Genomic DNA, 18,832 nt, shown 5'->3' with positions numbered 1-18,832 from the left:
ATTTATCGTACTTTTGTCAAGTACTTGGTACATGAGGGGAACGATTTTTTTTATGTGTTTTTGCTATAAACAAAACGTTTCCCTCTTTATTTTAGTATTTAAACTGCAAAAGTCAAGACGACTTCAATAGTAGCAAATAGATACATGGCTAAAAAAGCGAAAGAAAAACAAGAAAAATCCATTGAGGTAAGTCTGTGGGAGTCGGCGAATAAACTGCGTGGAAGCGTTGAACCGTCGGAATACAAACACGTGGTATTGGGATTGATATTTCTGAAATTTGTCAGCGACAAGTTTGAAGAACACCGAGCCAAGCTCATTGCCGACGGAAAAGAAAAATACGCGGAAATACCCGAATTCTACAACATGAGCAATGTGTTTTTTCTTGAAGAAATATCTCGGTGGAACTATATTAAGGAAAAAGCCAAGCAAGACGATTTGGCTCTGATTATTGACACCGCTCTCCATACCATTGAAAAAGACAACAAAAGCCTGAAAGGAGCTTTGCCCGATAATTATTTCTCTCTCGAAGATATATATCAACGTTTGGCCCGTTATGTACTGGATGGCAGATACCGTATCGACAATAATTTGGCGGAAAATGCTGTCGGACCGATGGCTTTGGGACGCAAGAATTATTTATTTTGCTTGAATCATCAGGCTGCTGAAAGAACGGCCATGATTTATTCTTTGCTGGGTACCTGCAAAATCTGCGGTGTAAATCCATCAATCTGGCTGACTGATGTTTTGAACCGGATACAAGATCACTCAATACTCAAATTAGATGAACTTTTACCCCATAAATGGGAGCCTGTCAAATAAATGATGTTATTTTAAATACTTATAACCGGCTGGTAAAAGCCAGGTTTCCGGATAAACGGTCCAGCTTAGCACAAATTAGAATGGAATTACTTTGAGGGCATAATACTAAAGCAGCCATAAGTTTGGGACGAGCGCCACGTTTACCTGTCCCGGTTTCTATATATTCTTCAAGAATAGAGCCTCCTTTTAAATAGTTCCGTATTATCTCTCGCTGTGCAGCTATACCAGGCCCACTTGCTTCTTGCTTTTCAGTACTTTGCCTGAGATATGCAATATAGGTTTTTGAGTCTGTTTTTGACATTTTACATTTACTAAACCCTCGTATAACTCCCGTTAAAGACCAACGTATATTTTTTTAGCAGCAAAATTAAATAGAGCATTAATAAGACGCAAGATGAACAATACCGAACGCTTACGCTTTTTTTCATCTATTTTCCTGCGAATAGTAGAAAAATAAGCTATATAAGCAAAAAAACGCATATATACAGGAAAAAATACTCTTTTATTACTTAATTTACTGAAAATAAGCAATATATAACAAAATAAAACACCCTTTGCTAGTTGATTTTTTAAATAAAACTGACTATCTTTGTAATTGATACAAGTTATTCAATAACTACGCTCTTTGTATGTCTGCATGTAGGTTTTATGGTTTTATGCTCAAATTAGCTACTGAATTACAGATAGTTAGAGTTGGATTTGTATCTTTGAGCCATTGTGTGCCTTCTTTCTTATTATTAATTTGAAAATCAGTATAAACAATGAATAATTCATGGTATGATAATTTTTTGGATTCTCTTTACGAGAGGTATCCCCATAAAGCTCAACTGACCGGAGCGCTAATGGATTTACTAACTATCGAACGCGAAGCGGTATATCGCAGATTGCGTAAGGATGTTATGTTTCATTTTCATGAAGCGATTAAAATAGCAAAGGCATGGAATATTTCCATCGACGCTATTACAGACGTTGATACCGGATATGTACATCCATTCCGGTTACATACATTAAAATATATCAACCCCTCAAAAGAAGATATAGAGGCAATGAGCGCTTTCGTCGATTGGCTGAACCGGTTCGTGTCTTTCCCCGATTCGGAATACATGGAAGTTTCCAATACATTGCCACGTTCCCTTTTTATAGGATTTCCACAGTTGATGCGGTATTATATATTCAAATGGATGTACCAGTATGGAACAGAAAGCGATATTTATCCTTTTGCGCGGGTTATTCCTTCGGAAGAGATACATCAAATAGGAATCAGTTATGGCAACAGTCATAAAAACATGGCAGATGTAGGATATATTTGGGACCCATTGATTTTTAATTATTTAGTCAATGATATTAACTATTTCACTTCTATATATTTGATTACCGAAGAAGACAAGGAATTGTTAAAGAAAGAATTGTTGGCCTTTCTGGATTATTTGTCAGATGTTTCATCCAGAGGTTGTTTCCCCGAAACGGGCAACCGTGTCAATATCTATATTTCACAAATAAATATAGATACCAATTACAGTTACTTTTATTCCAAAGACACAAGGATAAGCCGGATAAGAACATTTATCAAGCATGAAATGTATTCGACAGATACGGGAATGACCGAAAATATCAAGAAATGGCTAAACTTAAAGAAAAGGGCTTCTATTCAAATTTCGGGAGTAGATGAGCCGAAGCGAATAGAATTTTTCATAAAACAGAGGCAATTAATCAGTGAATTGTAGGAATCCGGTATAAATAACATGATTATCCGCCAAATTATCCCACATGCTGTACCTGCGTCTCTACCAGCATATTGTTCCTGACGGAACATGTTTGTTCCCTTGTGGGACAGTATGTTGGTAGAAAATTGTCCACCCCATAAACTTTTGTCCCGTTAGGGACAAGATATAAATTAACGGGAATTCGATATAATGGTTTGTATAGAATATTGATTAGCAGCACATCCCTACGGGATGTGCTGCTTGGTAGAACCGAAATTTCCCTAAAACCATTGCATCCTGTTAAAGGATGCATCCCATCGGGATGCAAAACCGAATCGAATATCTGTTTTCTACCGGGCGAATCATCCCTAACGGGTTGATAATAAGAAATGGATGGTATTTGCTTATATCGAACTCACATTAATAAACAGTCAGGAAAAGCTATTCGAGCGCAAAGGCTATGACGGAATTTTCGCCCCACTGCGTGCTGCCGAAGCTGTTGAGAGTACAGTTTGCCGAACCGGAAAGAACATTTACACGACCGGCGTGGTACCAGAACTTGACAGGCGTCTGCCTGTCGTTTTTCATGATAACATACCCGTTGATGATATTCAGTCCCTGATGAACACGTGAGGAAATCAGCTGGTTGGTACCTACAAAAAAAGCCGGGTCAATATTATTTTTACTATCTTCTATAAAGCTGCTTCTCAACCAGTAGATGTCGCTCCCGTCAGTACCTCCCGATACGCTGGCCAGCATCGTAACCATCACAAACCATCGCCCCGGAGGTATCGTTAAGGAAACTCCCGTATTTGCCCATGATGTATCGTTGGTATAGTTGCGGAGCCGGAAGGAGACGCCACTGCCGTAGGTTGCCGAAGGAGTCGTTGTCAAAGCGTTGTTGTTCTGCCATGAGGCATTACCTGCGTCGTCGGACATGAGTACTTTGCCCTTGCCCTGCTGCCCGTTGGTATATTTAAGGGATTGGTGCAAATTGAGCGTTCCGGAGACGTCAAGGGCGCCGGTTCCGGTTATACGGAGCGCATGGTTGAGGTCTATTGCGGTAGGCTGTGAAAGAGAACCTCCAAGAGAAAGGCTATCACCGGAACGTTGCAGGCCATTGCCGGTATCAAAGGAAATGGCATTGGCCGGAGTCCATTGTCTTCCACTCCAAGTATAGACTCCCGGCCGGAAAGGAGTTGCGGTTGTCAGGTTATAAACCGTCAGTCCAGCATGCAATTCCTTGATACGGGTGGTTGCATGATTTACCCAGTCGGGGTCGGTTACGGGGATGAAGGGTTCCAGCGTTGTTGTATCTTTCAGCTTTACGCGCGGCAATAGTAAACCACCGGTAGTCGCCGTTACATTGCCGGGGTCGGCAGCCTGCTCTTTTATATCCAGCAAAGCCCCCTTAACCGGTTGTTCGCCTGACCCAATCGTTATCTGCGCCTGCATATTACCTGCACATAAGGCCAAACAGAGCATTACCGGCCAAATCTTTTGATGTATTCTTGCTTTCATATTTATTTTGCTTTTGTCATTTATAATTAGAAACCACTACTCCACTAATGAAAAGGCTACAATGGAGTTTTCTCCCCACTGGTTGCTCCCTATACCGTCAAGCGCCGCGCTGGAAGAGCCGCCGAGCATTTTGCCCTGGCCAACGCAGTAATAAAACTTTACGGCATTGATGCTCTTGTTTTCCAGTACAACATGGCCGCTTATAATGTTGAAGCCTCCGTTCAGGGAGCCGGATATTAACTGGGTCGAGCCTATATAGTCGGCCGGGTCGGGCGCTTGTTGTCCTTCTCTCACGAAGGTGCTTTCCAGCCAGTAGCGGCTGGAATTACTAACATGTGCGACATTGACCAGCATTGTTACCATAATCATCCATCGCCCTTGAGGCAAAGAAATATAAGTATCCGTATTTACCCATGTGTTGATGTATGAGGAAAACGTCAATGAAGAGCCGGATGAGGAAAAAACAGCCATAGGCGTGATATGAGGAATGGTTATATCGTCTTGCCACGAGGCATTGCCCGTAGCGTCGGACGTAAGCACTTTCCCCTTTTCCGGCTGCCCGTGCGTGTATGTAAGGGGGCCGGAGAGGTGAACGGGGACGCCAGCATCTACCGCTCCTGCACCCGACAGACTGAAGCTATGTTGGTCATGGTCTATCGTCGTAGGCTTGGTCAATATACCGCCCAGCCGGAAAACGCCGTTTGTTTGCCAGAGTCCGTTACCGGTTGCCAGCGAAAAGGAACCGGCACGAATCCAGCGTCGTCCGTTCCATGTATAAAAGCCCGACTTGAAAGCCGCATCATCAGTCAGATTATAAACCGTTAGTCCGGCATGTAGCTCCTTTATTCGCGTCCTGATGCTATCCACCCAATCAGTATCGGAAACAGAAATGAAAGGTTCCAGCGTAGCGGGATTCATCAGTTTCACGCGCGGCAACAACAGTCCTCCTCGTGTAGAAGTTACATTGGCATCATTGTTGGCATCCGGCGGATTGGCCGCTTCCTGCGTTTTTAGTTCTAAAAGGGCTGCCCGTGCAGGAGAAGTTTCCATACCGATGGTTACCTGCGCTTGTATATTGCTCACAATTAAGGCTAAGCAGAATGCCGTCAGGCAAGTCTTTGCCTGTATTCTCGTTTCCATATCCATAATTTTAGTTTATAATGTGAAATTTACTCTGCCAATGCAAAGGCTACAATCGAATTTTCTTTCCAGAACGAAGAGCCAAACTTGTTCAGAGAAGGCCTTGCCATGCTGCCGGCATTCACTTCTATCCGGCCTACATGGTAGAAGAATTTCAGTTTTGCCTGGGTTGGATTTTTCAGAATCACATAACCGTTCAGGGTTGTATCATCCCAGTAAGTCCGGCCGGATATGAGTTGGTTGCTCCCTTCAAAGTAAGCCGGATTAATTTGCGTCTCGCCTTCTATGACGAAGGAACTGCGCACCCAAAACCAATTGCTGCTGCCGGCATTGCTACCGGTAACATTGGCGTGCATGGTAACAACCACAAGCCAGCGTCCGGGAGGTATCTCAATATATGTTCCCGTATTAACCAGATTTTGTTGGACGACCGCATCTTTCATATCAACTGTAATCCCATCTGCGGTAAAGACAGCCAAAGGCGTAGAAGGCAAGGTGCTGCGAGGCTCCCACGAGGCATTGCCATCGGTGTCCGACATGAAGAGCATTCCGTCTGCCGGTGCATTTCCCCCGTCAAGATAAGTCAAAAGACCGTTTAGATTGACCGGTGTGGCGATATGAAGCGTATCCCTGCCTGTCAGACTGAGGGTATTGTTTGCCAGATTAACCGTTGCAGGTTTCGTCAATGTTCCTCCGAGAAAGAGAGTGTCGTTGCCTATGGACAAGCCGTTATATGCTTTCGGAAGATAGGATTCCGATGACTGCCAGCGGACTCCGTCCCATATATATATGCCCGGCTTAAAAATTGCGTCGGCGGTCAGGTTATAGACCATTAGTCCGGCATGGCGCTCCTTGATGCGTGTCTGGGTATTGTTTATCCAGTCGGGGTCATTGGCTGGGATAAAAGGCTCCATTGTGGCAAGGCTTTGCAGTTTTATGCGAGGTACTACCAATCCGCCGCTTGTTGCCGTTACATTGTTGGCGTCAGCAGCCTGCTCCTTTATATCCAGCAAAGCCCCCTTAGCCGGCTGTTCGCCGGAGCCAATCGTTACCTGCGCCTGCATACAGACGAAAACGAATAATGCCGTAACCGAACCGAGAAACTTGAATTTTATTAAACTGCTCATGATGAATGATTTTATTTAAACGTGGATATTTGTTGTTATCTTTTCCTGTTACTCCATTTCTTAAAGCTGAAGTATATTCCAATGCAGACAAGCAACTGAAAGAAAGAAAATTCACCTAATGCTACCGGTACGCTGCCTACTGCACCGCCACCGCCCGAACCGCTACCCGGAGGGCCATCGTCCCACCAGCCTTTTACTTGGGGCTTGGCTGTCTTTTTTTCTATCTGCTGCATCGCCTGTTCGGATGGAAAGGTGTTGGAGAACGGTTCGTATGCGTAGTCGGAAGCGCTTGTGCCTGCGCTTGCCGCAAGTAAAATACTCGTAAGTATATAATTCTTTAATGTTTTCATTTCTTTAATGCTTTCGGTGTTTAATACCTTGTTATATAACTAATATGCCTGTATTTTCTTTATCAAAGAGCGTCCGTTCCCTGTCAGTTTTACGATATAGGCGCCGGATTCGAGAAGCGCCGGAATGTTTGTATCGGGAACCATTTCAATCTTGTGCCAGAGCAGCAAACGCCCCTGAATATCTAACACGGAAACATCGCAGCCGGAGTCTTCGCTGCTCAATCCGGTAATATTCAATGTTTTGTTGTGGTAAAAAATGCCAATTTCGGTATTCCTTACGTTCTCCAAGCTGTTTGCTGCGTCGGAAAAATGCAGGATAAAGCGAGCGTTCCTGTCGCCGGGGTACGATGTGAACCTGTATTCGGGAGTGGCCAGCAGGTTCGTTTTAATACCGGTTTGAGTGTCTTCCAGTATAACCGTCTTCACATCCGCCAGCGAAGCCAAGCGGTAAGCCCTTAGGATAATATCCTGCTTCGCGGACGCCGGATTGAGATATACCCTGATAGACTTGGTGGTAAAAGGCAGGACGTTGGTTGTCATGGCGCTACTGTTTTCTGACAACGTATATATCTGGTTTACACCGCCCGAATTGTTAAATATTTTTAAAGCGTTATACTTTTCGGAGTCTGTTTTCTGTGTATTTTCCCTGAACACGATGCACAGGCGGTCGTACCCGCCCGAAGCGTCGTCTTTCGTTTCTATCAGCAGCTCGTTTTCTACCGCCGGACTTTTTCGCAAGTAATTGACATTTCCATGCTTCCGCTGGCTGGCCGGGATTTTCATCAGGAGGCTGCCCTGCGTATTCTTTTTCACCACAAACAGTTGCATCGGAGCAATAAAGGTGGAAGTCAGTCCTTGTTCCAGCGTAACCGTACTGCCTGTTTTCTGGGCAACTAAATAGCTTACAGAGAATGTGAACGGAAATCTAAGGTTCATCGGGTCGTATTTTCCTTGTCCCTGCGAGAGGACATAATATTTGGTTTGAACATCGTCAGTTTGCTGGTCGCCGCGAATGATGCCCCAGTCGTTGCCGTACAATAAGCGATTTTCATCCAGAAAGGTCGCCATATCCAACGGAGCTGTAAACGGATTGCCCAAGTAATTCCAGCCTTGCTCCAACTGCACTTCCACATCCTGCGTATATATTTCTTCGCCGGAAAATTGGTCGGTAATAGCCGCATCATTATTTACAAACTGGGTAAAGCTATCCGGCGCAAAGGCTCTGGAAAACGACAGTTTACCGGTAATCCGGTCGGATATGTTGACGCCGGTCCTTGTCGAATCCCACTGTGTTACATAATACGGGTCATTTGCGTCAATGATGCCAAGACCTACAATATAGCCCAAACCGCCTGTCATTGCTTTTTGGGGATTGGTAATGAGCGTATTGCTATCGCCAAACAGACCCTTGTTGGTGGGGCGCGACAGAAAATTGTAGAAGAAATAATCGCTGTATATCTTTTTGAATGGCGGCGTAAAGCCGATTAGTTTCCCGCTCATATAATGGTTGCCGGCCGCCAGATTGACCTGCACAAGCCCTTTTTCGTGCTTGTTTGCCGGAGCGCTGTTGGTATAAACGCTGTTTTGAATCAGCAAATGCGCCGTTTGGCTCGAAGTGGCGTCAAGCGTGTCCGATTCGAGAATCAAACGCCCTTGATTGAGGTAAATGGACTTGGCGCTGACGGCCATGTGGGGTAATATAATGACTGCTGCCGTATCTTTCTGCTCGTTCAGTACCGGGGTTATATTGGTTACAGAGATATTGGGGAAATTAATATACCCTACATTTTTGCCCGATGAACCTTCGATATACTGTACCGAGTTGCCTGTAAAGTTTACCGTGCCGTTATTTCCGTCTGTAAAAACGTTGCCCGCAGATACATTGCTGATAAAATTGCCGGTAAGACCGATTTGCCCGGGCAAGCTGATGGCCGACACCGAATCCACAGCGAGACTGCCATATATATGCAAGGCGGGTTGCGAACCGGAGGCTGTCGTTCCGACATACATTGTTCCCTTGTTGAGGAATTTGATGTTATGACCGTAAAATATCAGGCTGATTTGCATCGCCAAGAACAGTAATAACAAGAATTTCTTTTTCATGATTTATGCTGTTTTTACAAAATGAATATCCTGTATTTTTTCAGCAAAGTAAGCGTATGGACAGATAGCAGGCAAGACGATTTGCGGATATCCGCACGCTATTGACATGCGATTTAAGAGGCCACGGAGATGATATTTTTTATTTGTTCGGAAAAGCGCAAAAATAATTCGGGATTACTCGTTTTGCGAAATAAAAAACAGGGCAAACATGTTTAACGGGGATTTTATTGATTCCACACACGTTTTTTGCCATGATGTTTTATGTCGGGATAGCATAAAGTCTTTCCGGTTCTTGGTTAGATACGCTGATGTTGGACGAGTTTATGATAGACTTGTTGAAAAAAGAAAGGGAATTGGGATTATAACTGATTATCAAACTTAAAAACAAACAGATATGAATTTTGGAAAAAGACTGAACGACTTGCAAGGTGAAATTATCAACATGCTTTGCGCAGTAAAAGAATTTCCCGAAGGCTTGCTATCCAAGCAAAAAATCGGGCTTTGGCATCAAGAGGTCAATGGGCGGGAAGAAAGCTTTTTTGACTGGGAAATCACGCCCGACTATTGCCGAAGCCTTTGGCGTAAAAATTTACTTTCAGTGGAAAGAGGGCAGCTTCAAACGGGAACTGCTCAGGGAAAACAGCCTGACCGCTCCCACCTGTTTTGAACTGCCGGATGGGACAATCGCAAAGATTAGCGGGATTTCCCAATGCAATTTATTGTTAACTATTTACCCAATTTGCTTTTTATCCCGAATTTTTCCTTTACCAATTTCCATGCCTCATGCGGATTCGCGGGTATTTATTTCTATTTTCAACCGCATATTAATTATGAGTGGAATTTCGGTATCAAAATGATAAATCGCTAGCCAACGAAGAGCGCAGTAAATCATCGCTGAACTTTTCTACCAGCGAGCGGGCAATAATTAAATCCTGTTCTACAAATTTGTCTTCCCAAGGATATTCTTCTTTCCAAATTTTCAAAAAACGGTCTGGTATCATAAGTCAGGGTCTATTTCGGTGTTAATGATTATTTGCCATCGCTTGTCGATTGTACCTTTTCTGCCTTTTAACGGCGAAAGTCCAATCGGCGAGAATTTTTGATTTTCAAGAATTTTATGCAGTGTACCGGCTAACCGTTGATTGTCGCAATAATTTTCCAGGATATAGCCAAGTCGCTGGATGTTGGCGGTATTTCCATTCAAAACAGCAATTTTTTTCAATGCCGAAACTTTCATAACTTCGTGCAATTCCTGCAAAACGGTGGTAATATGATTCAATCCGAAACGGCGTATCTGGTCGAGCAAGTCGAAAGCAGTCAGTTCGGGCGACGAAACATTAAAATAGCCAGCTTCGCCTTTTTTCTCTACAATTCCTTCTGTCAAAAGCTGCTTTTTGCCAACAAAATAGAGTTTCATTTGCCGGTTAATAATATTTCTCGGTGCAGGATAAGATGTAACGACAAACTCAACCGTTGGTTTCTGGTGCGCTGCGCCGTGCAGTTCGGCTGCCGTAAGCAAGCCTACATAATACCGCTTGCCGAGCGACTTCATCAGGTTGTCGATATACGAATACATCGGCAATGTGCCGGTTTGCTGATAATGAGGCGGAAGGATGGCATAAAAACCTTCACGGATTTTTTTTATCTTTTTCTTTTGGATTAAGCGATACAACCCCTGATTTAACACGGTATCCGATAAATGAAATTCATCTCGTAATTCATTGATAGTAAATGAAAACTGCCAGCGAGCCAAAATCAGATTTATTAAATTATCCCAGTCTATTTTTATCTTTTCCATGACTATTTGTGCTGTTTTAATATTTCAAGTTATTATGATTTTCATAATAATGTGCAAAGTTGCGACAATCATTTTTAATCCGCAAATCTTTTCGTGCAATTCATATAATCATCTCACTAATTTCAAAATAATAATCGCTTATGAACAACAAACATTGGACAGAATCCGAATACCGGACAAAAACGCTGCTAATCCTTACGCCGTGGCTTTTCTTATCCTGATAGTGGTTATCCTGCTGTTTAAGGAATGTATCGGCAGCGGCATTCGCTCGGTTAGCAGAAATCAGAAGCCTTATGATGATATAGAAAAGCTATGGCGCTCGAAAAATCGCAAGTCAAGTTTGCGAAATTGGAACAGACGGGCGAAATGATTCAGGTACAAGTCACTTTCGGCAACAAAACCGTTTACTTCGACCCGTTGAACGGCAAATCCCCTTCGAGCAATACAATAGAAGGCGTAATTGAACTCCTTTCCGCAAGGGAAGATATAGCCGATAAAGAAACAGTTATCGAGGATTTCAAAAAACAGGCGGCGGTTTTAATTCAGCAAATGAAAACAGGCGGTTATAGCAATACGCAAATCGGATAAAAACCAGTATATCAGCCTGCTTGAAAAGGACTACCTAACGCTTTTAGAAGACCACATCACGTTACAAGCCCTCAAAATTGCAGGCATTGAAGAAATGCCCATATATCAGGGTATTGACTCCATTATCAAAGACGGACGGATAGAGATACATTTTAAGCCGGTAAAACAGAAATATCGCTAACCCATAAACAGTTTCAGGTGGAATTATCGTGAATTTTGGTAGGACAAATCAGTAATACCACCTTTTTTACTGATAATAAGACATGGCTATAATCTATATGCCTCACATTTGCATGGTGATTTTAATTAAATTGTTTAACATAAAAAACCAAGTAAATGAGAAGGATTACTCTATTTTTGAGTGCGCTTTTGATGTGTTTATCCACATTTGCGCAAGGTCTTCCCCAAGCGGGCAAGAACTACAACATTAGAAATGTCGGAGCCGATTTGTATTTGAGCTATGTAGCCGACAACTGGAACATATCCCGCATCAAGGAAGCCTCCGGCGACGACGATCAGGTGTGGCGGCTGGAAGCCACCGGAGAGGCTGATGTTTTCAACATCGCTCACGACGGGCAATACCTGACAAAGCACCAAAGCAACGGATGGGACAATGTCCTGACTGCCGACCCTGCGGCAGATGCCGCAAAATTCGTGCTGACTGCTGCCGACGAAGGTATTACCATTCAGTTGTTGGCTAATAGGGGTGGCGCTTTGTACTATGCTCCACAAGCCTCCGGCGCCGGCAGCTCTGTTTACCTCAACTCCACGGCAGCAGCCAACCTGCAATTTTGGCAGTTTGAGGAAGTGATAGAAGCGTCTGAATTGGAAGTAAAAACGCTCGCTCCTTTGGCAGATGCCGTAAAAGTAGCTGTTAATGCTACTGTATCTGTCCTGTTTACGAAAGACATTGTTGCCGGCGACTTGTCCGGTATCACCATCAAAGAAGCTGGCGGCGTAGCTGTGGCAGAAGTGGCAGGCGCCATCTCCGGCGCTCGCTTAAACATTGCCCATGCCGCTTTCGCTTTCGGTAAAACCTATACGGTAACAGTGCCGGCAGGAGCTATTGCCGACTATGCACAGCCGGTTACATGGTCGTTCACGATTGCCAATCCGGTTATACCGCAAGAACCCCGTTCTTACAATATCAAGAACGCTGCTACGGGTTATTACTTGACTGTGCCTGTTCTACCTCCGGCAGGAGACAGCTACATGAACACGACCAGTAAAATAGAAAGCGATGGCGCAGAAACGCAAATATTCAGCTTCTCCAATCCCGACCCGGCACAACCGGCAGTGTTCAATATCGCCGTAGGCGGTAAATTCTTATCGAAAGTAACCGGTTCTGCATGGGCAAGTACCTTGGTAGAAGAACCTGTTGCAGACTCTCAATTTGAAGTAACTGTAGAAGGCGCCGGCATTAAAATTCGCGCACTCGCAAATACGGCTACGCAGTTTTTAGCGCCTAATAATGCCAATATCAATACTGCCTGTTATTTAGACAAAAACAATCTGATTGCTTGGGAACTGGAAGAGGTAGATTTGCCTTTGGCAATTTATAAAAGATTCCCTGCCGTAAATGCTCCCAGTGTAGCCATCAATGCCGAAGTAAAAGCGCAATTCAATAAAGACATTACCGTCGGCGATTTGACGCTGGTTACGATAAAAGATGGGGCAGGTAATTCTGTTTCAGGCGTTTCGGCAACAGTAAATGGAGCTACCGTCACTATCGCCCACGATGAATTTGGCTTTGGTGAAACGTATGAAGTTGCTATTCCTGTGGGTGTAGTAACCGGATTGGAAGAAGCTGTTACATGGTCGTTTACCACCGAAGCGGCGCCTGCTATCGCAAGCGTAACTCCGGCAAGAAATGCCTCCGATATTGCGATTGCAGCCAATACGGTTGTTAAGGTTGATTTCGACAAAGCCATTATTGCAGGCGATTTAAGCGGAGTAACCATCAGCGCCAACGGTACGGCTCTGGAAGGCGTACTGGCTACGGTATCGGAACAAACACTTTCAATCACGCATCCGGTTTTTGATTATTCGACCGTTTATACCGTTACCATTCCTGCCGGAACCGTAAAAGGCATAGTTGCTGATTCATGGACATTCACAACAACCGCCGCTCCGACTGTAAAAAGCGCTACTCCTGTTGCCGGTGCAATCAACGTTGCCCTTACTACGCTCATCCGCGTAACGTATGACAAGCAGCCGGTTGCAGGCCCTGCCGGTTTAGACGGCGTAACATTGAAAAATGCTGCGGGCGACGACCTTACCGGAAAAATATCCATTTCGGGTTCGGCGCTGGTTATCGCAAAAGCTACCGGCGTAAGTTTGGCCGAAGGAACTGTCTATACGGTAACTGTTCCCGCCAATACTATCAAAGGTTTCACGGAAGCTTTCTCCTATTCCTTTACCACCGTTGGCGGCTCAGGCATCGGCGATGTAAATGCTGATAATGCGGTAGTGGTCTATCCGTCCAAAGGAAGCATTACGGTAGTTACTCCTTCCCCAGCAAAAATCAGCATTGCAGACATTAGCGGCAAGCAGCTGGCAACTTACCAATCCAACGGAAACATTACCATTCCGGCAAATTATGCCAACGGATTGTACATTGTCAGGGTAAATGCCAATGGAAGCATTTCTTCTCACAAGGTAATAGTAGAATAAGGTAAAAAGATGAAAAGTGAAGGTTGAGAGCCGCAGATTCTCAACTTTCACTTTTTCTTAATCTGTTAAACATAATTCAAATGAAAAAAATTACTTTGTTTTTTGGCGTGCTTTTAATATGCTGCGCCGCATTTGCGCAAGAACCGACGACACTCGTATCGGTTTATCCTGCCGATGGAGCAACTAATGTGTCGCCGTTCATTTCTGATGCGATAGTGGCTACTTTTAATCAGGATGTTGTACTCGCGGATGTTTCCAAAATTACTATCAACGGTACGCCGCTAACGCAGGAAAGAGTAGAGGTAGAGAAAACCGTCATAATCTTGATAGCCGACTATTTCACTCCCGCAACGCTTTATGAGGCAGTAATCGACGTCGGAGCCATCGAAGGCTTGACTACGGAGGTAAGATGGTCGTTTACTTCGGCTGATATAGCTATAAACTTAACGGTAACCCCCGAAAACGGTGCAACCAATGTGAACGCAGGCGCCGCCATCGAATTTAAAAAACAACAAGACGCTTCAGGTAACATGAATTATTACGACCTTTATATGACAGATGTTTTTGTTGATGGTAACCCATTGTCGAATACTAAAATAGATAGATATGACTTTTCGACTTATCGCGTGTCTCATCGTCCGCTGGCGTATAACACTCTTCATACGGTAATTATTCCGGTCTTTGGTACCGACTACGACACCGATTATGGGCATGGCTATTCATGGTCGTTCACCACCGAGCCGGCGCCTGAAAAACTCAGGGTTATTCCTGCCGACGGAGCAGAGGGTGTAACCCTGAATGCCAATATCCAAGTTCAATTTGACAAGACCATTCTGGAGGGTTCGGAAAAGTTATCGAGTATCAGTGTGAAAGACGAAGCAGGCAATGAGGCGCCTACCACTAAATCTGTTGCAGGTTCTGTTCTGTTCATTTATCATACGGGTTACTACTTGGCAGGGAATACCAAATATACGGTAACTGTTCCTGCTGGCGCCGTACATGGAATTGAAGCTTTCTCCTATTCCTTCACCACCGTTGGCGGCTCAGGCATCGGCGATGTAAATGCTGATAATGCGGTAGTGGTCTATCCGTCCAAAGGAAGCATTACGGTAGTTACTCCTTCCCCAGCAAAAATCAGCATTGCAGACATTAGCGGCAAGCAGCTGGCAACTTACCAATCCAACGGAAACATTACCATTCCGGTAAATTATGCCAACGGATTGTACATTGTCAGGGTAAATACCAATGGAAGCATTTCTTCTCACAAGGTAATAGTAAAATAAGGTAAAACGATTGGTTTAGGTGTAAAGAGGTGGAATTATCGGTAAAAAAAATCTACTTATAGTTCATTCCACCTTTATTACTTTTAATTGGACTTGTTTCATCTTTTAAAGAAATTACTTTGCACCATCATATTACACGAATAATATCATGAATCTGAAAAAATATTTTATTTGCGGATTAATCATCCCCGCCTGTTTCAATCTCTCGGCAAAGGACATCGAGGTAAAGACTTCTTTGCAGAATGAAAACCGGACATTGTCGCAAGCCCTCGATTTACACCTGACGGACGCCAATAATCCGCTGGCAAACAGTACGGTAAACATTACTTCGGAAGAAGCGTGGCTCTTTTTCGACAACATGAAGCCGTCGAAAGTATTGAGTAATTACAAAAACAGTATTAAAATCAACGGCGCGGCAGTTGTGCCGTTTACCAACTGCCGTTTGGTGGTTTACAAACAGGGTGCGGCGCTTATCCCCCACGCTTCCACTTTTCAACCCTTGGAAACATTTACCGGCGCCGGTTTCGGCGGCAGTTCCCAAAAATACGCCATTGACCAGTATTACAGCAATTCGCCCGACGCCAATGTTCCCCCTGAGCGGCGAGCTGCTTTAACCCACGACAACAGCATCCGCTCCATGAAACTGAAACGCGGCTACATGGCAACGCTGGCGAACGAGCCGGACGGCATGGGTTACAGCCGTTGCTTCATTGCCGACAGGGAAGACTTGGAAATCAACCTGCCGGTAGAACTTGATGGCAAGGTGTCATTTATCCGTGTTTTCCAATGGGAATGGCCGTCTAAAAAAGGCTGGGTAGGCACCTATTGGGGACCCGGCGACGATGGAAAAGGCGGATTAAATGAAGGCTTGCGCTATGCCGACCAGCAAGCCGACCTGACCAACTCCACATGGTATTATACCTGGGGCGCAACGGTTTACGGCAGCGCAAATGCTACGGCAACCTCGCTCGTCAATCAGGAATTTGTACCGGAAAAATGGGGCAAAGGCGGAAATGTCAGCGCATTTTATACCAATAAACGCTGGTTGCACCTGTTGGGCGCCAACGAACCCGACCACGAGGAACAATCCAATATGACCGTAGAAGAAGCCATTGCCGAATGGCCTGCGCTCATGAAAACAGGCGCACGGCTCGGTGCGCCCGCCACTACCGATTTTACATGGCTTTACAATTTTATGGAACAATGCCGTGTGCGGAACTACCGGGTCGATTATGTTGCCATTCACGCCTATTGGGGCGGTAAAAGCGCATCCAACTGGTACAAAGACCTGAAAAATATCCATGACCGTACCGGACGACCCATCTGGATTACCGAATGGAACAACGGCGCCAACTGGACTACCGAAGGCGGCTGGAGCGGCAAAGATTATAATGCATCCAACGCCACCAAGCAGTTCAACGACCTGAAAGGTATCTTGAATGTGCTGGATACCGCTTCTTTCGTCGAAAGGCACTCCTTGTATAATTGGGTGCAGGATTGCCGGATGATTATATTGGGGAACGATGCCGGAAGTTACGGGCAGGGAAGTACATTGACCAAAGCCGGCGAATATTTCGCCGCCGACAGCCCCGGCTTTGCTTTCAACCCCGACAAGGAAGTGATTCCTGCATGGGTAATGCAAGTCCCGAAACTGTCGTACAGTTACGTGGAAGAAGCCGGTAAAATACGCCTTGCCTGGATGGACGCCAATGGCGAATTGACCGACAGCTACCGGATAGAACAGTCGCAGGACGGACAAAACTGGGAAACCGTAGATGAAATATCCGGCAACAATACCGAATATTTTACCGGCTTGCTCTCGCCCGACGAAATTACCACAGGCGAAGTCAGTTTCCGCATGATACTCAAACTGTGCGACGGCAGGGAATCAACCTCCAACATTGTGAAATACAATGTACTGAGCAATCAGGAAAACGCCGCCATTACCCTCGCCAACTTAGGTATAAAAGACGACTGGTCGATGTATTTATACGCCAACCGAATGGATAACAATGCAGTAGTTACCTTGGGTACGCCTACCTACCGGAATCGCTATCCTTTGGTAGCCCGCACCCGCAATGCCAACGACCGCTCGTTTGAAATGGAATTGCGGACATGGACAAATTACCTGACCGGCAATTATCCTTCCGCTTTTACCAATCCCGACACGCTGGCTTACCTCGCCTTACCGCGCGGATGGAGCCGGTTTGGAAACGTCAGCCTGTGGGCGGACAAGGTGCAGCAGGTAGGAAAAGCGTGGAAAACGGTTGTTTTTGAAACGCCTTTCGAGGTTGTTCCGGTTATCTTCGCTACCCAACTGACCGCCAATGACGAAACGGCTACCGCTATCCGCGTCCGCAACATCACGAAAACCGGCTTTGAAGTGTGCCGGAAATACGAGCAGGGGAAAACCAATGTATATGAAGATATATCCTATATAGCGGCTACGCCCGGCTCGGCGCTTTACAACGGCACGCACCGCATCGAGGTAGGGATTACACCCAATGCGGCAGGCGTCTCCTACCAAAATTCGGCAAAAATCCAGTTTGAAAACACCTTCGACTATCCGGCTTTCTTCGGCTTCATGCAAACCTGCAACGACGAAACCGCCGCCACCCTGCGCCTGAAAAGCAAAGGAAGCAACAGCGTGGAGATTTTCAAGGAAAAAGAAAAAACGGTAAACGCCACCCTGCCTGCCGCCGAAATTATCGGCTACATGGTATTCGGGTTGAACCGGACGACAGGCATTAACACCGTTGTCGCAGGAAATAACAGCCGCCTACTGTTCGACAAGGACGCCGGACGGATTTATTTATCCGATAATGCCTTGATAAACAAGGTGGACATATATTCCGTTCTTGGAACGAAAGTCCTGTCAGCTTCCAATACTTATGACTTGAGCGTGGAAAACTTGCCCGCAGGTATTTATATCGCGGTAGTAAATGGCAAGGCAAACTTGAAATTTATCAAACAATAAACAGGGAAACAAGTTGCTTTTAAGTTCTTGTCATTGCGGGCTTGACCCGCAATCCCCTGATAAAATCGCGTTCTTTGACATATTGGTTTACACGTTTTTTCAATTGAAAGTTGCAAGTTGGGAATTGAGAATGAAATTGTCATAACTAATTCTCCATTTTCAAGTAAATTCGTATCTTTGTGCTGTTAATTGATTAAACAACAAAATTTTCAAAAATATGGCAACTATAATTCTTGACGAAAAAACAGAAACAGGAAAAATCCTGATGGCTACTGCTAATGTTATTAAAAAGACAAACAAGAGCATCCATGTTTTTTCTAATGATATAATGGACGACTTTTTGTTAGGAAAAATAATGGAAGAAACAGCAACCGGAAATTATGTTTCCGAAGATGAAGTAATGAGCCTTTTGCACCGATGAACACACTTTTCGACAAAAGTTTTGTTCAAAATTTGGAAAAGATACATGATGCCGGATTGTTGAAAAAAATAGAAAAATCTATCTTGAATATAAAATCGGCAAATAATCTATCTGAGATTACTTCTTTGAAGAAACTCAAGGGATAATACAAAGAATTTTATCGTATCAAAGTGGATTATTCTTATCGAATAGGGATAAAGATAGTGGATAATACAGTTATTTTTATCACAATACAGAACAGAAAAGATATTTATCGGTATTTCCCCTGACAAAAGATTTGTAGGGAAAAACAAAAAAAGCGTGTAAACCAATAAAAAAGGTTTACACGC

Annotated in this window: 16 protein-coding genes and 1 pseudogene; 9 read left to right on the top strand and 8 right to left on the bottom strand. The window is 44.5% G+C overall.

From position 1 onward, the window contains the following. Window positions 1–144 precede the first annotated feature (144 nt). Window positions 145–819: a type I restriction-modification system subunit M N-terminal domain-containing protein gene (locus tag ACYPWY_RS10625; RefSeq protein WP_459685506.1), complete on the top strand. Its 675-nt coding sequence runs from the start codon at window positions 145–147 to the stop codon at window positions 817–819. A gap of 22 nt (window positions 820–841) precedes the next feature. On the opposite strand, the pseudogene ACYPWY_RS10620 reads toward ACYPWY_RS10625, so the two are convergent. Next, window positions 842–1,120, bottom strand: a pseudogene (locus ACYPWY_RS10620) (recombinase family protein); the annotation flags it as partial. Between the two features lie 460 nt (window positions 1,121–1,580). On the opposite strand from ACYPWY_RS10620, the gene ACYPWY_RS10615 reads away from it, so the two are divergent. Next, window positions 1,581–2,543 (top strand): helix-turn-helix domain-containing protein, encoded by a 963-nt coding sequence (locus ACYPWY_RS10615; protein WP_459685505.1) that lies wholly within the window; start codon window positions 1,581–1,583, stop codon window positions 2,541–2,543. Window positions 2,544–2,963: 420 nt separating this feature from the next. Here ACYPWY_RS10615 and ACYPWY_RS10610 read toward each other — a convergent pair whose 3' ends face one another. Genes ACYPWY_RS10610 through ACYPWY_RS10590 form a run of 5 tightly spaced genes read right to left on the bottom strand, consistent with a single transcriptional unit; the run spans window position 2,964 to window position 8,763 of the window. After that, window positions 2,964–4,043 carry a hypothetical protein gene (locus ACYPWY_RS10610; protein WP_459685504.1) on the bottom strand — a complete coding sequence of 360 codons (1,080 nt, stop codon included), beginning with the start codon at window positions 4,041–4,043 and terminating at the stop codon, window positions 2,964–2,966. A gap of 36 nt (window positions 4,044–4,079) precedes the next feature. Then, entirely contained in the window at window positions 4,080–5,183 is a 1,104-nt protein-coding gene (locus ACYPWY_RS10605; RefSeq protein WP_459685503.1) for a hypothetical protein, read from the bottom strand. A 29-nt stretch (window positions 5,184–5,212) separates the two neighbouring features. Further along, complete coding sequence (locus ACYPWY_RS10600; protein ID WP_459685502.1) at window positions 5,213–6,310, bottom strand: hypothetical protein; 1,098 nt, start codon at window positions 6,308–6,310, stop codon at window positions 5,213–5,215. Between the two features lie 35 nt (window positions 6,311–6,345). After that, entirely contained in the window at window positions 6,346–6,660 is a 315-nt protein-coding gene (locus ACYPWY_RS10595) for a hypothetical protein (RefSeq protein ID WP_459685501.1), read from the bottom strand. 39 nt (window positions 6,661–6,699) lie between these two features. Next, window positions 6,700–8,763, bottom strand: a complete 2,064-nt coding sequence (locus tag ACYPWY_RS10590; protein WP_459685500.1) for a T9SS type A sorting domain-containing protein — start codon at window positions 8,761–8,763, stop codon at window positions 6,700–6,702. Between the two features lie 394 nt (window positions 8,764–9,157). On the opposite strand from ACYPWY_RS10590, the gene ACYPWY_RS10585 reads away from it, so the two are divergent. After that, window positions 9,158–9,430, top strand: a complete 273-nt coding sequence (locus ACYPWY_RS10585) for a hypothetical protein (RefSeq protein ID WP_459685499.1) — start codon at window positions 9,158–9,160, stop codon at window positions 9,428–9,430. A 181-nt stretch (window positions 9,431–9,611) separates the two neighbouring features. Here the strand turns inward: ACYPWY_RS10585 and ACYPWY_RS10580 are convergent, their stop codons facing one another. Together ACYPWY_RS10580 and ACYPWY_RS10575 are read right to left on the bottom strand one after the other, a co-directional pair. Next, window positions 9,612–9,764: a hypothetical protein gene (locus tag ACYPWY_RS10580; RefSeq protein ID WP_459685498.1), complete on the bottom strand. Its 153-nt coding sequence runs from the start codon at window positions 9,762–9,764 to the stop codon at window positions 9,612–9,614. Then, window positions 9,761–10,561: a type IV toxin-antitoxin system AbiEi family antitoxin domain-containing protein gene (locus ACYPWY_RS10575; protein WP_459685497.1), complete on the bottom strand. Its 801-nt coding sequence runs from the start codon at window positions 10,559–10,561 to the stop codon at window positions 9,761–9,763. The genes ACYPWY_RS10580 and ACYPWY_RS10575 overlap by 4 nt, the downstream gene beginning before the upstream one ends. Before the next feature lie 34 nt (window positions 10,562–10,595). On the opposite strand from ACYPWY_RS10575, the gene ACYPWY_RS10570 reads away from it, so the two are divergent. From ACYPWY_RS10570 to ACYPWY_RS10545, 6 genes are all read left to right on the top strand, one after another. After that, complete coding sequence (locus tag ACYPWY_RS10570; protein ID WP_459685496.1) at window positions 10,596–10,931, top strand: hypothetical protein; 336 nt, start codon at window positions 10,596–10,598, stop codon at window positions 10,929–10,931. After that, window positions 10,928–11,149: a hypothetical protein gene (locus ACYPWY_RS10565; RefSeq protein WP_459685495.1), complete on the top strand. Its 222-nt coding sequence runs from the start codon at window positions 10,928–10,930 to the stop codon at window positions 11,147–11,149. Before ACYPWY_RS10570 ends, ACYPWY_RS10565 begins: the two co-directional genes overlap by 4 nt. Window positions 11,150–11,485: 336 nt before the next feature. Then, window positions 11,486–13,822, top strand: a complete 2,337-nt coding sequence (locus ACYPWY_RS10560) for an Ig-like domain-containing protein (protein WP_459685494.1) — start codon at window positions 11,486–11,488, stop codon at window positions 13,820–13,822. Window positions 13,823–13,902: 80 nt separating this feature from the next. Further along, window positions 13,903–15,105 (top strand): Ig-like domain-containing protein, encoded by a 1,203-nt coding sequence (locus ACYPWY_RS10555; RefSeq protein WP_459685493.1) that lies wholly within the window; start codon window positions 13,903–13,905, stop codon window positions 15,103–15,105. 148 nt (window positions 15,106–15,253) lie between these two features. After that, window positions 15,254–18,082 carry a glycosyl hydrolase gene (locus tag ACYPWY_RS10550; RefSeq protein ID WP_459685492.1) on the top strand — a complete coding sequence of 943 codons (2,829 nt, stop codon included), beginning with the start codon at window positions 15,254–15,256 and terminating at the stop codon, window positions 18,080–18,082. Between the two features lie 217 nt (window positions 18,083–18,299). Continuing rightward, on the top strand, window positions 18,300–18,503 hold the full coding sequence (locus tag ACYPWY_RS10545; protein ID WP_459685491.1) for a hypothetical protein: 204 nt from the start codon (window positions 18,300–18,302) through the stop codon (window positions 18,501–18,503). Window positions 18,504–18,832: the final 329 nt, after the last annotated feature.

It is taken from the genome of Viscerimonas tarda, from assembly GCF_054601255.1.
This window is presented reverse-complemented; position numbering and strand designations above follow the sequence as displayed.

Bases quoted from the DNA above. Each gene is read 5' to 3' on its own strand.
- ACYPWY_RS10625 (WP_459685506.1), top strand. From the start codon at position 145: ATGGCTAAAAAAGCGAAAGAAAAACAAGAAAAATCCATTGAGGTAAGT.
- ACYPWY_RS10615 (WP_459685505.1), top strand. From the start codon at position 1,581: ATGAATAATTCATGGTATGATAATTTTTTGGATTCTCTTTACGAGAGG.
- ACYPWY_RS10610 (WP_459685504.1), bottom strand. From the start codon at position 4,043: ATGAAAGCAAGAATACATCAAAAGATTTGGCCGGTAATGCTCTGTTTG.
- ACYPWY_RS10605 (WP_459685503.1), bottom strand. From the start codon at position 5,183: ATGGAAACGAGAATACAGGCAAAGACTTGCCTGACGGCATTCTGCTTA.
- ACYPWY_RS10600 (WP_459685502.1), bottom strand. From the start codon at position 6,310: ATGAGCAGTTTAATAAAATTCAAGTTTCTCGGTTCGGTTACGGCATTA.
- ACYPWY_RS10595 (WP_459685501.1), bottom strand. From the start codon at position 6,660: ATGAAAACATTAAAGAATTATATACTTACGAGTATTTTACTTGCGGCA.
- ACYPWY_RS10590 (WP_459685500.1), bottom strand. From the start codon at position 8,763: ATGAAAAAGAAATTCTTGTTATTACTGTTCTTGGCGATGCAAATCAGC.
- ACYPWY_RS10585 (WP_459685499.1), top strand. From the start codon at position 9,158: ATGAATTTTGGAAAAAGACTGAACGACTTGCAAGGTGAAATTATCAAC.
- ACYPWY_RS10580 (WP_459685498.1), bottom strand. From the start codon at position 9,764: ATGATACCAGACCGTTTTTTGAAAATTTGGAAAGAAGAATATCCTTGG.
- ACYPWY_RS10575 (WP_459685497.1), bottom strand. From the start codon at position 10,561: ATGGAAAAGATAAAAATAGACTGGGATAATTTAATAAATCTGATTTTG.
- ACYPWY_RS10570 (WP_459685496.1), top strand. From the start codon at position 10,596: ATGATTTTCATAATAATGTGCAAAGTTGCGACAATCATTTTTAATCCG.
- ACYPWY_RS10565 (WP_459685495.1), top strand. From the start codon at position 10,928: ATGATTCAGGTACAAGTCACTTTCGGCAACAAAACCGTTTACTTCGAC.
- ACYPWY_RS10560 (WP_459685494.1), top strand. From the start codon at position 11,486: ATGAGAAGGATTACTCTATTTTTGAGTGCGCTTTTGATGTGTTTATCC.
- ACYPWY_RS10555 (WP_459685493.1), top strand. From the start codon at position 13,903: ATGAAAAAAATTACTTTGTTTTTTGGCGTGCTTTTAATATGCTGCGCC.
- ACYPWY_RS10550 (WP_459685492.1), top strand. From the start codon at position 15,254: ATGAATCTGAAAAAATATTTTATTTGCGGATTAATCATCCCCGCCTGT.
- ACYPWY_RS10545 (WP_459685491.1), top strand. From the start codon at position 18,300: ATGGCAACTATAATTCTTGACGAAAAAACAGAAACAGGAAAAATCCTG.